This is a genomic window from Pseudomonas sp. Hz4 (genome assembly GCF_054898165.1).
Map to the genome: position 1 here is coordinate 1,738,613 of NZ_CM142719.1, position 13,377 is coordinate 1,751,989.

At 57.9% G+C, this 13,377-nt stretch carries 8 protein-coding genes; 7 read left to right on the forward strand and 1 reads right to left on the reverse strand.

Translation table 11 applies throughout. The features are described 5' to 3' along the window. Window positions 1-458: 458 nt before the first annotated feature. The 7 genes from acs (at window position 459) to ACYZTR_RS07800 (ending at window position 8,390) form a co-directional block, all read left to right on the forward strand. Entirely contained in the window at window positions 459-2,414 is a 1,956-nt protein-coding gene (gene acs, locus ACYZTR_RS07770) for an acetate--CoA ligase (RefSeq protein ID WP_461977773.1), read from the forward strand. Between the two features lie 670 nt (window positions 2,415-3,084). Further along, window positions 3,085-3,858, forward strand: a complete 774-nt coding sequence (locus ACYZTR_RS07775; RefSeq protein ID WP_008154331.1) for an ABC transporter substrate-binding protein — start codon at window positions 3,085-3,087, stop codon at window positions 3,856-3,858. A gap of 90 nt (window positions 3,859-3,948) precedes the next feature. Beyond that, complete coding sequence (locus tag ACYZTR_RS07780; protein ID WP_007943881.1) at window positions 3,949-4,638, forward strand: ABC transporter permease; 690 nt, start codon at window positions 3,949-3,951, stop codon at window positions 4,636-4,638. After that, on the forward strand, window positions 4,635-5,333 hold the full coding sequence (locus tag ACYZTR_RS07785) for an ABC transporter permease (protein ID WP_461977776.1): 699 nt from the start codon (window positions 4,635-4,637) through the stop codon (window positions 5,331-5,333). Before ACYZTR_RS07780 ends, ACYZTR_RS07785 begins: the two co-directional genes overlap by 4 nt. 1 nt (window position 5,334) lies before the next feature. Further along, on the forward strand, window positions 5,335-6,459 hold the full coding sequence (locus tag ACYZTR_RS07790) for a M14 family metallopeptidase (RefSeq protein WP_461977778.1): 1,125 nt from the start codon (window positions 5,335-5,337) through the stop codon (window positions 6,457-6,459). 27 nt (window positions 6,460-6,486) lie between these two features. Next, window positions 6,487-7,251 carry an ABC transporter ATP-binding protein gene (locus ACYZTR_RS07795; protein WP_008154324.1) on the forward strand — a complete coding sequence of 255 codons (765 nt, stop codon included), beginning with the start codon at window positions 6,487-6,489 and terminating at the stop codon, window positions 7,249-7,251. Between the two features lie 158 nt (window positions 7,252-7,409). Next, a complete protein-coding gene (locus ACYZTR_RS07800; protein WP_461977780.1) occupies window positions 7,410-8,390 on the forward strand; it encodes a GlxA family transcriptional regulator in 981 nt (326 codons plus the stop codon). A 17-nt stretch (window positions 8,391-8,407) separates the two neighbouring features. On the opposite strand, the gene ACYZTR_RS07805 is transcribed toward ACYZTR_RS07800, so the two are convergent. Beyond that, a complete protein-coding gene (locus tag ACYZTR_RS07805; RefSeq protein WP_461977782.1) occupies window positions 8,408-13,123 on the reverse strand; it encodes a dermonecrotic toxin domain-containing protein in 4,716 nt (1,571 codons plus the stop codon). Between the last annotated feature and the right edge of the window lie 254 nt (window positions 13,124-13,377).

A 13,377-nucleotide genomic window follows, 5' to 3' on the forward strand; every position in this document is an offset into this window, starting at 1 on the left:
TTGGGGTTGCGTGTGGAACTTAAGTACTGGTTTTGGATTAACTGCCTTCGTGGGGGCTGCAACTGGGTTAATCACGTTGCCTTGTTGGCGAGGCTGATTTTAGGCGGGGGCGGTACATTCATATAGGCGTGCTTTTGATAAACACTATTGGCATATCCTGTAACAATCCCCGAAAAGCGACCTTTGTCTCGCTGATGAAGCCAATGATCGTTCCCACGCTCCAGCGTGGGAATGCCTCAAGGGACGCTCCGCGTCCAGTGACGCGGAGCGTCACGGGCTGCATTCCCACGCAGAGCGTGGGAACGATCAAGCCCCTGAAATCACCGCCCTTGAGCGCCTTGACGAGGTATAGCCACATTTTGTAGGGGCTTGTTACTACCATCGTCGAATGGTTCTATAGGCCCAGCCCGGCTACAACTGGGTCATACAAAAACAACTATTCCACCGAGGTAAGAAAGATGAGTGCGGCTTCTCTGTATCCCGTTCGTCCCGAGGTTGCGGCCAACACGTTGACTGATGAAGCGACCTACAAGGCCATGTACCAGCAGTCCGTCGTCAACCCGGACGGCTTCTGGCGCGACCAAGCCAAACGCCTCGACTGGATCAAGCCTTTCACCACGGTGAAACAGACTTCCTTCGACGATCACCATGTCGACATCAAATGGTTCGCCGACGGCACCCTGAACGTTTCCTACAATTGCCTCGACCGTCATCTGGCCGAGCGCGGTGATCAAATCGCGATTATTTGGGAAGGGGATGACCCTGCCGAAAGCCGCAACATCACCTACCGCGAGCTGCATGAAGAAGTCTGCAAGTTCGCCAACGCCCTGCGCGGCCAGGATGTGCATCGCGGCGACGTGGTGACTATCTATATGCCGATGATCCCCGAAGCCGTGGTCGCCATGCTGGCGTGTACCCGGATCGGCGCGATTCATTCGGTAGTGTTCGGTGGTTTCTCGCCGGAAGCCCTGGCCGGCCGGATTATCGACTGCAAATCCAAAGTAGTGATCACTGCCGACGAAGGTATTCGTGCCGGCAAGAAGATCCCGCTCAAGTCCAACGTCGACGACGCGCTGACCAACCCGGAAACCAGCAGCATTCAGAAAGTCATTGTGTGCAAGCGCACCGGTGGCGACATCAAGTGGAACCAGCATCGCGACATCTGGTACGAAGACCTGATGAAAGTGGCGGGCACTGTGTGCGCGCCGAAAGAAATGGGTGCTGAAGAAGCGCTGTTCATCCTTTATACCTCCGGTTCGACCGGTAAGCCGAAGGGCGTGCAGCACACCACCGGCGGTTACTTGTTGTACGCGGCGATGACCCACGAGCGCGTTTTCGACTACCGTCCGGGCGAAGTCTATTGGTGCACCGCCGACGTCGGTTGGGTCACTGGCCACACCTATATCGTCTATGGCCCCCTGGCCAACGGCGCGACCACCTTGCTGTTCGAAGGCGTGCCGAACTACCCGGACATCACCCGGGTGGCGAAAATCGTCGACAAGCATAAGGTCAACATTCTCTACACCGCCCCTACCGCAATCCGCGCGATGATGGCGTCGGGCAAGGCAGCCGTTGAAGGCGCCGATGGCAGCAGCTTGCGTTTGTTGGGTTCGGTCGGTGAGCCGATCAACCCTGAAGCGTGGGACTGGTACTACAAGAACGTCGGTCAGTCCCGTTGCCCGATCGTCGACACGTGGTGGCAGACCGAAACTGGCGCGACCCTGATGAGCCCGCTGCCGGGTGCGCACGCGCTCAAGCCGGGTTCTGCGGCACGTCCGTTCTTCGGCGTGGTGCCAGCGTTGGTGGATAACCTGGGTAACATCATCGAAGGCGTTGCCGAGGGCAACCTGGTGATTCTCGATTCTTGGCCAGGCCAGGCGCGCACGCTGTATGGCGACCATGACCGCTTCGTCGATACCTACTTCAAGACCTTCCGTGGCATGTATTTCACCGGTGACGGTGCGCGTCGTGACGAAGACGGTTACTACTGGATCACCGGCCGCGTGGATGACGTGCTCAACGTGTCCGGTCACCGCATGGGCACCGCCGAAATCGAAAGCGCGATGGTCGCCCACCCGAAAGTCGCCGAAGCGGCGGTGGTCGGTGTGCCGCACGACATCAAAGGGCAGGGCATCTATGTCTATGTCACGTTGATCGGCGGCGAAGAACCAAGCGAGCAACTGCGCCTGGAACTGAAAAACTGGGTACGTAAAGAGATCGGTCCGATTGCCTCGCCGGATGTCATCCAGTGGGCACCGGGTTTGCCGAAAACGCGTTCGGGCAAAATCATGCGCCGGATTCTGCGCAAGATTGCTACGGCTGAATACGATGGGTTGGGGGATATCTCCACCTTGGCGGATCCGGGCGTGGTGCAGCATTTGATTGATGAACACAAGATCATGAACGTCGCTTAACCCGCCGTTCCTGAGTCATCGAAGCCCCGCCCGGCATTGCGCCTGGTGGGGTTTTTTTCGTTCTGATCGTTCCCATGCTCTGCGTGGGAATGCCGCCATGGACGCTCCGCGTCCGCCGTGAACGCTGTGACGCAGAGCGTCACGGGATGCATTCCCACGCGGAGCGTGGGAACGATCAACAGTGAGCCAATAATTATCGGCTTCACCTGTAGGCGATTTCCCACTGTTACCCGCCACTCTTCAAGTAACTGAATGTGTAACCGTTCGCTCCCATACGGGGCATTGGGAAACGCAAAGCCCCATCATCAGGCCTCTCCAACCGCCATAAAAAATAAGACCCAACGCTACGCTTGCCGGATTAGAAGGGTTTGCCAATAATAGGCCCGTAATTTGCAACATAGATCGGTTTACTGTCTTTTGCTCTCGCATGAATTTGCAGGGCTGTCAACGCGCCCAAACGGCTTTCTCGGTGCTTCTGTAATTAGTTGTCGCATTGAAGAAATATCGGCTTCGGGCCTGTCGTTAGAATGCCGATCACTCGCTCGTTGTTGCTCGCGTTGAAAAAAGCACGCGATTCCTACGACGCAGCATCGCTTTGCGGTTTTACTCACTCGCATATTGGGCTGTCGCTCACTCTGCCGTTTTAGCCCTTTACCGATGGAGTCCCAAGATGAAGAAACTCGTGCTACTTGGCGCCCTGGCACTGTCCGTGCTGTCCCTGCCGACTTTCGCCGATGAAAAGCCTCTGAAAATTGGTATCGAAGCGGCTTACCCTCCGTTCGCTTCCAAAGCGCCGGACGGCAGCATCGTTGGTTTCGACTACGACATCGGCAACGCTCTGTGCGAAGAGATGAAGGTCAAGTGCGTTTGGGTCGAGCAAGAGTTCGACGGTCTGATCCCGGCACTCAAAGTGCGCAAGATCGACGCGATCCTGTCGTCCATGTCGATCACTGAAGACCGCAAGAAGTCCGTGGACTTCACCAACAAGTACTACAACACCCCGGCTCGCCTGGTCATGAAGGCCGGCACTCCAGTCAGCGACAGCCTGGCTGAGCTCAAGGGCAAAAACATCGGTGTGCAACGTGGTTCGATCCACGAGCGTTTCGCCCGTGAAGTCCTGGCCCCACTGGGTGCCGAGATCAAGCCTTACGGCTCGCAGAACGAAATTTATCTCGACGTCGCTGCCGGCCGCCTCGACGGCACCGTGGCAGACGCTACGCTGCTGGATGACGGTTTCCTGAAAACCGACGCCGGCAAAGGTTTCGCCTTCGTTGGCCCGGCCTTCACCGACGTCAAATACTTCGGTGACGGCGTGGGTATCGCGGTTCGCAAGGGTGACGCGCTGAAAGACAAGATCAACACCGCGATCACTGCCATTCGCGAGAACGGCAAGTACAAGCAAATCCAGGACAAGTACTTCGCCTTCGATATCTACGGCAAGTAACAGTCCCGGCGACAAGTCCGAAATGGCGCAAGCAACAGGAACTCTGAGGTTTGCGCCATTTTTTCATCTCAACTTTCGAGGACCTGAATCATGTTGAAAGGCTACGGGGCTGTCATCCTCGATGGCGCATGGCTGACGCTTCAACTCGCCTTGTCGTCCATGGTCTTGGCCATTGTTTTGGGTCTGATCGGCGTTGCGCTGCGTCTGTCCCCAATTCGCTGGCTGGCCTGGCTGGGCGACCTGTATTCCACGGTGATCCGCGGGATTCCCGATCTGGTGCTGATCCTGCTGATTTTCTACGGCGGTCAGGACCTGCTCAATCGTGTCGCGCCGCTGCTCGGTTTTGACGACTACATCGACCTGAACCCGTTGGCCGCTGGTATCGGCACCCTGGGCTTCATCTTCGGTGCGTACCTGTCGGAAACCTTCCGTGGCGCCTTCATGGCCATCCCGAAAGGTCAGGCAGAAGCCGGCATGGCGTACGGCATGAGCAGTTTTCAGGTGTTCTTCCGGGTGTTGGTGCCGCAGATGATTCGCCTGGCGATTCCGGGTTTCACCAACAATTGGCTGGTACTGACCAAGGCCACCGCGCTGATTTCGGTGGTGGGTCTGCAAGACATGATGTTCAAGGCCAAGCAGGCGGCGGATGCTACCCGCGAGCCTTTCACCTTCTTCCTCGCAGTGGCGGCGATGTACCTGGTGATCACCAGTGTCTCGTTGCTGGCATTGCGTCACCTTGAGAAGCGCTACTCGGTAGGCGTAAGGGCAGCTGATCTATGATCTTCGACTACAACGTCATTTGGGAGGCCTTGCCGCTGTACTTCGGCGGTTTGCTGACCACCCTGAAATTGCTCGGGCTGTCGCTGTTTTTTGGCCTGCTGTGCGCCTTGCCGCTGGGTTTGATGCGCGTCTCCAAGAATACAGTCGTCAACATGACGGCCTGGCTCTTCACCTACGTGATCCGCGGCACGCCGATGCTGGTGCAGCTGTTTTTGATCTACTACGGTCTGGCGCAGTTCGAAGCAGTGCGTGAAAGTGTCTTTTGGCCGTGGCTGTCCAGCGCGACGTTCTGTGCGTGCCTGGCCTTTGCGATCAACACCAGCGCCTACACCGCGGAAATCATCGCCGGCAGCCTGCGGGCTACACCGAACGGCGAGATCGAAGCCGCCAAGGCGATGGGCATGTCGCGCTACAAAATGTACCAGCGCATCCTGCTGCCGTCGGCCCTGCGCCGGGCGCTGCCGCAGTACAGCAACGAAGTGATCATGATGCTGCAGACCACCAGTCTGGCGTCCATCGTGACCCTGATCGACATCACCGGTGCCGCGCGCACCGTCAATGCTCAGTTCTACTTGCCGTTCGAGGCGTACATCACCGCTGGTGTGTTCTACCTGTGCCTGACCTTCATTCTGGTGAAGCTGTTCAAACTGGCCGAGCGCCGCTGGCTGGGCTATCTGGCCCCGCGGAAGCACTGATATGGAACGCATCGATCATGCATTGCCGTGGAACCACCTGGGCAGCGAACGCCAGATTTCGGTGTTCTGTTTCGGTAATAGGGAGCGCAGTGGCGGGCGCAAGGCTTACATCCAGGCCAGCCTCCACGCCGATGAATTGCCGGGCATGCGCACGGCCTGGGAGCTGAAAAAGCGCCTGACCGAACTTGAAGCTCAAGGCTTGCTCAACGGCGTGATTGAACTGGTGCCAGTGGCCAATCCACTGGGCCTCGGTCAACTGCTTCAGGGTAATCATCAAGGGCGTTTCGAAGCGGGCAGCGGCAAGAATTTCAACCGGGATTTCGTCGAGCTGAGCGAGCCAGTGGCCGCTGCGCTGGAAGGGAGTCTGGGCGATGATCCGCACGCCAACATTCGCTTGATCCGTCAGGCTATGAGCGACGCATTGGCGGCATTGCCGCCGGCTGCGAGTCAGTTGCAAGGCATGCAGCGCATCTTGCTCAGCCATGCCTGCACCGCTGATGTCGTGCTGGATCTGCACTGCGATTGCGAAGCGGCGCTGCACATGTACGCCTTGCCGCAGCACTGGCCGCAGTGGCGTTCGCTCGCCGCGCACCTGAATGTGAAAGTAGGTCTGCTGGCGGAAGATTCCGGCGGCAGCTCCTTTGATGAAGCCTGTTCGCTGCCGTGGTTGCGTCTGTCGCGTCAGTTTCCTGATGCGCAGATTCCCCTGGCCTGCCTGGCGACGACCATAGAGCTGGGTGGTCAGGCCGATACCGGTCGCGCCGAAGCCTGTGCTTACGCCGAAGGCATTCTCGCATTCCTCGCCGAACAGGGTTTGATCAGAGGTGAATGGCCAAAACCTGCGCAAGACGCTTGCGAAGGCCTGCCATTCGAAGGCACCGAATTGCTGTTCGCGCCGCACCCTGGCGTGATCAGTTATTTGCGTAAACCCGGTGAATGGATCGAAGCCGGCGACGAGATTTTCGAAGTGATCGATCCGTTATCGGATCGGGTCAGCACAGTGTGTGCTGGTACGTCCGGGGTGCTGTTTGCCATTGAACGGCTGCGTTATGCCCAACCCGGTATCTGGCTGGCCAAGGTGGCGGGGCGCGAAGCGCTGCGTCACGGGCGCTTGCTCAACGACTGACTGACTGTTTTTGTGAGAACCGACCGCATGTACAAACTTGAAGTCCAAGACCTGCATAAACGCTATGGCAGTCACGAAGTGCTCAAGGGCGTGTCCCTGAAAGCGGCGGCTGGCGATGTGATCAGCATCATCGGCTCCAGTGGCTCCGGCAAAAGTACTTTCCTGCGCTGCATCAATCTGCTGGAGCAGCCACACGCGGGCAAGATTCTGCTCAACAACGAAGAGTTGAAGCTGGTCGCCAACAAGGACGGCGCGCTGAAGGCGGCCGACCCGAAACAGCTGCAACGCATGCGTTCGCGCCTGTCGATGGTGTTCCAGCATTTCAACCTGTGGTCGCACATGACCGCGCTGGAAAACATCATGGAAGCGCCGGTCCACGTACTCGGCATGTCGAAGGCCGAAGCCCGCGAAAAGGCCGAGCACTACCTGAACAAGGTCGGCGTGGCTCATCGTAAAGATGCTTACCCGGGCCACATGTCCGGCGGCGAACAACAGCGTGTCGCGATTGCCCGTGCGCTGGCGATGGAGCCTGAGGTGATGCTGTTTGACGAACCGACTTCGGCGCTCGACCCGGAACTGGTCGGCGACGTGCTGAAAGTCATGCAGGCCCTGGCGCTGGAAGGCCGGACCATGGTGGTGGTCACGCACGAAATGGGCTTCGCCCGTGAAGTGTCGAACCAGCTGGTGTTCCTGCACAAAGGCGTCGTCGAAGAAAGCGGCAACCCGCGTGAGGTGCTGGTCAATCCACAGTCTGAACGCTTGCAACAATTCCTCTCGGGCAGCCTGAAATAATCAGGACTGCCGTTGTGCACAGGGATAGTGCATGCTTCCCAATTTAGAGGCTGGCCCCGATCCCCTGTGGGAGCTGTGTTGGTTTTGAGATTTACGTTCATTTACGGGCTAGCATTGGCCCATGCCTTCATTACTGTTTTCGTTTCGGATTGCCCGCCATGACTGCCCATCGAATTGGTTTCCTGATTTGGCCCAGCACTAAAGCACTGACGCTTGCGCTGGCTGAGGAGGCCTTGCGTGTTGCCCAGCGTGTGCATCCGGACGTTGTCTACGAACTGTCGTTTTTGCAGGTCGAACCGCCGACCGAAGGTGCCTGGCAATTGCCGGGTGAACCGTGGGCCGGCAAGCTCGAAAACTTCCAGAAACTGTTCCTGCTCGCCGACGAGCCACCGACCTCACTCGCGCCGGCGCTCAGCAGTTCGCTGAAACAACTGGTGCGTGCTGGCTGTGTGATCGGTGGTTTGTCTGCCGGTGTTTACCCGTTGGCTCAACTGGGTTTGCTCGACGGTTATCGCGCTGCCGTGCATTGGCGCTGGCAGGACGATTTCACCGAACGTTTCCCGAAAGTCATCGCCACCAGTCATCTGTTCGACTGGGATCGCGACCGTCTGACTGCGTGCGGCGGCCTTTCGGTACTCGACCTGTTGTTGGCGGTGCTGGCCCGTGATCACGGCGCCGAACTGGCGGGTGCGGTATCCGAAGAACTGGTGGTCGAGCGCATCCGCGAAGGCGGCGAGCGCCAGCGTATTCCGTTACAGAACCGCTTGGGCTCCAGTCATCCGAAGCTCACGCAAGCCGTGTTGCTGATGGAAGCCAACATCGAAGAGCCGCTGACCACCGACGAAATCGCCCAACATGTGTGTGTGTCCCGTCGGCAGCTGGAGCGGATTTTCAAGCAATACCTCAACCGCGTGCCGAGCCAGTATTACCTGGAATTGCGCCTGAACAAGGCCCGGCAGATGTTGATGCAAACCAGCAAGTCGATCATCCAGATCGGCCTGTCGTGTGGCTTCTCCTCGGGGCCGCACTTCTCCAGCGCCTACCGCAACTTCTTCGGCGCCACGCCGCGGGAAGATCGCAACCAGCGGCGCAGCAGCAGCCCGTTCGAGTTGTCGTCGGTGCCGTCCGAGCGCGGGTGATTCCTCACAAGCGCGCCTTACTCGTCGACTTCGGACCCCTGCGAAGACGATATCTGCATTTCGCCGCGATTGATCACGTCTTCCACGCCGAAATCCACCCCCGTATTCTGGTAGTAGTCGATCAGTCGTAGCAGGGCTTGCTCGGTAAACGGATTGCCTCGAAGGCTAATGTTTTCCGCCACGTCCACCGGTAATTCCATGATGTCACTCGGCACGTCGGTGATTGCGTTGGCGCTCAGGTCTGCCCAATCCAGCTCGGTGAACTTCAGCAAGCCGTTGGGTATGTCGCTGATTCCGGTGTCATGCAACAGGACTGTAGCGAGGTCCGGCATCTGGCTCAGATCAGGTGTCTGACCCAGCGGGTTGGAGCTCAAGTTGAGGTAGTCGAGGTGCTCCATTCCTGCCAACGCGTTTGCCGACTCCGCAGACAAACTGATGCGGCAATCGTGCAGCATCAGCGAACGCAAGCGGCCCATCGTGAACACGGCGTCAGGGATGCCGCCCAGGTCACACTCGCGCAGCCGCAGACTTTTCAGATTGGGGAACGACTTCAGGAATTGTCCAATGCGCGTCACGCCGTCGGAACTTTCCAGTTCCAGCGCCGACACATGCTTGAAGTCAGCATTGAGGGTGGGAAGTTCCCCATTGATCCGCGGGCTGATGATCAGTTCGAAGGTTGGCTCAAGTGCATCACCGAAATCATCCTGGTCCGTCTCAATACGCCAGCATCGCTCCAGTAACTGTTTGAATTCGTCACGGTTGGCGTGCTCGATAAGCCGTTGCTGTTCACTGAACGGTTCACCGGTTTGTGGGTGCAGAGGCGGCAAGTCGGCTGTCCATGCAGCCAGATCGATGCTCAGCTGGGCGAGCTCCGCTTCCAGCCTTGTCAGCTCTACTCGGCCGTCTGCCAATGTGCCCGGCAGCTCGTACACATAGCCGCTCGCCTCTTCGTCTTCCAGGCTTGGAAAAAGCGCCCTGGCTCGCGCTATATCTGCATCGGGTGCGTAAACGCCCAGATCGTAGGAGGTCTCGAAGTACTGCTGCTTGATCTGTTCCCGTGCCTGGTCGCTGAGCGGATTCTGCGAAAGGTGCACGCCGCGTTGCTCATACACCGGGCTGTCGAACAATCCGGGAGGCAACTCACTGATGTTGTTGTTCATCAACATGAGGGTGTTGAGCCTGGCGTGTTGCAAGGTACTGGTGGGTATTTCCGTCAGCCCGGTATCGCTCAGATCCAGATGAACGAGGTCAGGCATTGATTCAACACTGGGTACGCCTTCCACCGGATTTCGGTAGAGATCCAGCATGACCATTTTTTTCATTGAGGACAGTTTTGACCAAGCGACGGCATCGAAATTGATTCCGCAATCGCTGAGGATCAATGTTTCCAGATTCACCATTTGCCCGATGGCGTCGGGAAGCGTACCCAGGGTAAAACGGCGTAATTCCAATCGGCGAAGACCGGTGAAGTGCTGCAAAAAGCCGGGTACCCCATGCACGGCATGACTGCCGTCGAGGACAAGCGACGACACGTGGCTGAAATCGGCCGTCAGGTTCGGCAGGTCGCCCGGGATCGCCTCACCGAATCGCAGCGCATATCGCTCGGTGCCGTCCGGTGCATTGATCTCCCGCTCGGACTGCCGTCGCCAGCTGCGCTGGATTTCCTGGGCCAGCAACCGCCGATTGTGTTGCACAGCCTGTTGCTCCAGATCGCTCAGCGGGAGCCCGGTTTCACGGTGGACGGTGGGGGCGTCACTTGTCCAGCGCTGAAGATCCCCATGCAGTACGTGGAGTTCACTGGCCAGGCGTGACAGCTCCATGCGAGGGCCGTCGGGGTGACGTTGTAGCTGGGAGACGACGGAGCGCAGCTGTTCCTGAGTCAGGCTGGGATAAACTTCGCGAACCCTGTCATCAAGCGTTGGTGTAGATCGGTTGCTGCGACTGTAACCCTGTGTGCCACCGGGCAGGCGCATGGTCGTCGGGTCATAGAAGGGTTTTCGACGCGGGTTTTTTGCGAACAGCGTGCGCAACTGCGGTCTATTCACCGCGTGTTCGGCAATGCGTTGCTTGAGCACTTGGCTGCCTTCGGTGCCAAGACCCAGCGCAGCACGCTCGGCCTCCGGCAACGCCTGCAGGAGGGCGTGATAAAAATCGCCGGGTTGCTCATGGTCTTCATGGGTCTGATAAGTGCCGTCGTCTGCCCGAACCAATGTTCTGACGATCGGCGCATCGGGCTGGCCAATGCTGTCGCGCAGTGAGCCGTCATAAGAAAAATCCCTGACTTCGATGCGCAGACCCGCAGGCCAGCCGGGCAACGATTCAAGGCTATGCAACGCCAATCGATGAGTGTCCGTCGTTTCCATGTCCTCCAGATAAAACCCTTCATAGGCTCTGGCCACACGGACGGCCTCCATGGCTTTGACTGCCACATCCTTGAGGCGTTGAGGGATTCGACCGTTGTGCAATTGCATGAGCTCGGTGCCGGATGCGTTGCTCGCCAGTTCTTGTGCAATATCAGTCGGTAGTCCCTGAATTTCGCCAAGCAGTAGCTGGACCTGACGATCATCGGTTTTTTCAAGTTCACGGTAGCGAGATTCGAACAGCGACAGGCGATGGTTCAGTGCCTGATAGCGTTCGGGATGGTCACTATCGGCCTGATCGATCAACGCCTGAATATCACGATCGATTTTGAAGCGCTTGATCGTGTCGGTCAGCAGTGAAGGCGCGCGATGGTTCTCGACGTGAATCTCGCGCACTACATTGTCGTGGAAGCCACTGATGCGCAGGACTTGTTCGCGCTCGGCAGTGCTGAACGACTCGACGCTGTGGCCGAGGCGGCGCATCACGGTTTCCCGGTCCCACGTCAAGGGCTGGTCCAGCGCGGTCTGCCAGGCGCCATGATCGTTGTGACGCAAGGGTGGCTGATACGCATCGGTCCGGTGCGGATGCTGGATTTGAAACCGGCCAGTCTCGCTATCCGGTAGTACGCCATAGAGCTTGTCTTCGAGGCGCAGCAGCGCTTTGCTCTCATGCTGATACAGGCCTAGCTGATTGGGTTTGGCTTCGGTTGGCAACGTGACTGATTGCTCGTAAGGCGCGAGATCCGGCTTCCAGTACCGGGTTCGGCCCCCGGCAGTTTTGACGGGCTGGAGCGGCGAAATCAGCGCTAATGCTTCGCGAGACAACAAGCGGTTGAACACACCGGCAGCCATGGCGCCGCCCACCGCAAATGTTCCAAGCTGAGTCACCGTCTCAACGATGCTCATCAACTGCCCGAAAGCTTCGGTTTTCAGACGCTCTGCCCAGTCGACAATGCCTTCGAAAGTGTCGTCCAGTACCTGGTAGGCCATGTAGGTCAGCATCAACTCACCCATCAAAGGAACAAATGGCAGGGCAATGAACGATGCCACTTCAAGAATCGCGGTGGCGATTTTGCTGAAGGCGTCCCATAACACCCATCGCGCGGTTCGATCAGCGCTGGCGGTGGAGACGGCAAGGATTCGCGCATCATTGAGGATCTTGTTCATTTGCTGTTGATACAGGTGAGTCCACAGGCCGGTTTTGATCGGGCTCACCGAAAACTGCAATTTGGGCTCGTTGACTGGTGTGTCTCGCCAGCTGGGCAGGGAATCGCCGTGCTTGCGCTCATGCCAGGTAACGGTGCTGAGACGCCGGTTGAGATCGGCGAAAAAGTAAGGTCTTTCTTGATGACCGACGAATCGGCTGAAGAACGCCTGGTAAGCGGGGGAGCGCAGCTTGCGGGTCAGCTCTGTCAAGAATGCCTGTGCGTCAGGGTACTGTTTGAGCGGGTGCTGCGGGTCGTCGGGAATATAAACGATGATCCGCCTTGCTTGCCGTGAGCGTTCAAGTCTGGGCGCAAAAATGACGATGCCAGTCAACAATGAAGACATCATCGTCAGGTAATGACACTCCATTGGCTGGCCATCCAGCCGCATACCCGTGCGGCCTTGCGCGATACCGAGAATCGAACGGTAAGCGTCGATCGGCAAGTCTTCACGAATGTGAGCCAGTTGCAAGGCTGTTTGCAGGGCAGCTTTGTGCGTCTTGATGACCTTCGATTTCACCATCGCGCCGGCCACGGGATTGGTCACCCCCAGATTATCGTTGAGGTATGCCTCGTACTGACCACCGATATCCAGTTCTCGGCATAACCGGGTAAAGCTCTGTATAGAAAGTTGGCGTTTAATCGCTGGCAACGTCTTGAAGTGACCGGTGGGTGAGGGCTCGGTGATAAACGTCGAAGCGGGCTCGTAAGCGTCCGGCTCGGTTTCTGAAGCCTGAAAATTGTGCAGGGCTGCATCGAGCAGCGATACCGTCCAGGTGCGCGCGGCGCCGGATTTGATCGGGAACCACGGGATGTTCTGAGGAGTGTACAGACGCAGGAAAGTGGTCTTGACGTCCAGGTCGAGGCCGAAGCGGGTTCTCAATGCGTCGCTCAGAAGCGGTTCGGCGAAGTCCCGGGGGTTTTTCAGTTTATTCAGCATCGCCTCCAGGCGATTGCGCAGGGTCAAGTGTTCCCCGCTGGCCAATTTCAGCGATTGATGTTGCTGACGGGTTGCAGTGGTATGCCAGTCAGGGAGTTCCAGCGAGGCGCTCTTTAGCGCGCTGAGCGTCACAGGCGATGCTTTCAATACCCAATCGGGCAGATTTCTGAACGCATGGTGATAGTGCGCGTCCGGATGAGCGGCAAGCTCAAATTCGTGGTGATTCATCGCTAGTCCTTTAGCGTTTGCATGGAGCCCAAGGAAAACAGACGAAGAAGGGCTGCGTGCGGTACATATTTACCGCACCGGTTTACAAGCCTGCCTATAACCTGTGCCGGCAGTTTAAACTGCGCCTTTGCGACGCTATATGTCGCATTGCCGTAAACCCGGCTGAAACCGGGGTTTGCGCTATAAGAAGTTGTCGCTTGGCGGCAAGGCCGGGCTGAAGACTGTCCTTACAATCCTCACCAAGCTCGCCAGTT

Excerpts from the sequence above, each read along its gene's own strand:
- acs (WP_461977773.1), top strand. The coding sequence starts at position 459 with ATGAGTGCGGCTTCTCTGTATCCCGTTCGTCCCGAGGTTGCGGCCAAC.
- ACYZTR_RS07775 (WP_008154331.1), top strand. The coding sequence starts at position 3,085 with ATGAAGAAACTCGTGCTACTTGGCGCCCTGGCACTGTCCGTGCTGTCC.
- ACYZTR_RS07780 (WP_007943881.1), top strand. The coding sequence starts at position 3,949 with ATGTTGAAAGGCTACGGGGCTGTCATCCTCGATGGCGCATGGCTGACG.
- ACYZTR_RS07785 (WP_461977776.1), top strand. The coding sequence starts at position 4,635 with ATGATCTTCGACTACAACGTCATTTGGGAGGCCTTGCCGCTGTACTTC.
- ACYZTR_RS07790 (WP_461977778.1), top strand. The coding sequence starts at position 5,335 with ATGGAACGCATCGATCATGCATTGCCGTGGAACCACCTGGGCAGCGAA.
- ACYZTR_RS07795 (WP_008154324.1), top strand. The coding sequence starts at position 6,487 with ATGTACAAACTTGAAGTCCAAGACCTGCATAAACGCTATGGCAGTCAC.
- ACYZTR_RS07800 (WP_461977780.1), top strand. The coding sequence starts at position 7,410 with ATGACTGCCCATCGAATTGGTTTCCTGATTTGGCCCAGCACTAAAGCA.
- ACYZTR_RS07805 (WP_461977782.1), bottom strand. The coding sequence starts at position 13,123 with ATGAATCACCACGAATTTGAGCTTGCCGCTCATCCGGACGCGCACTAT.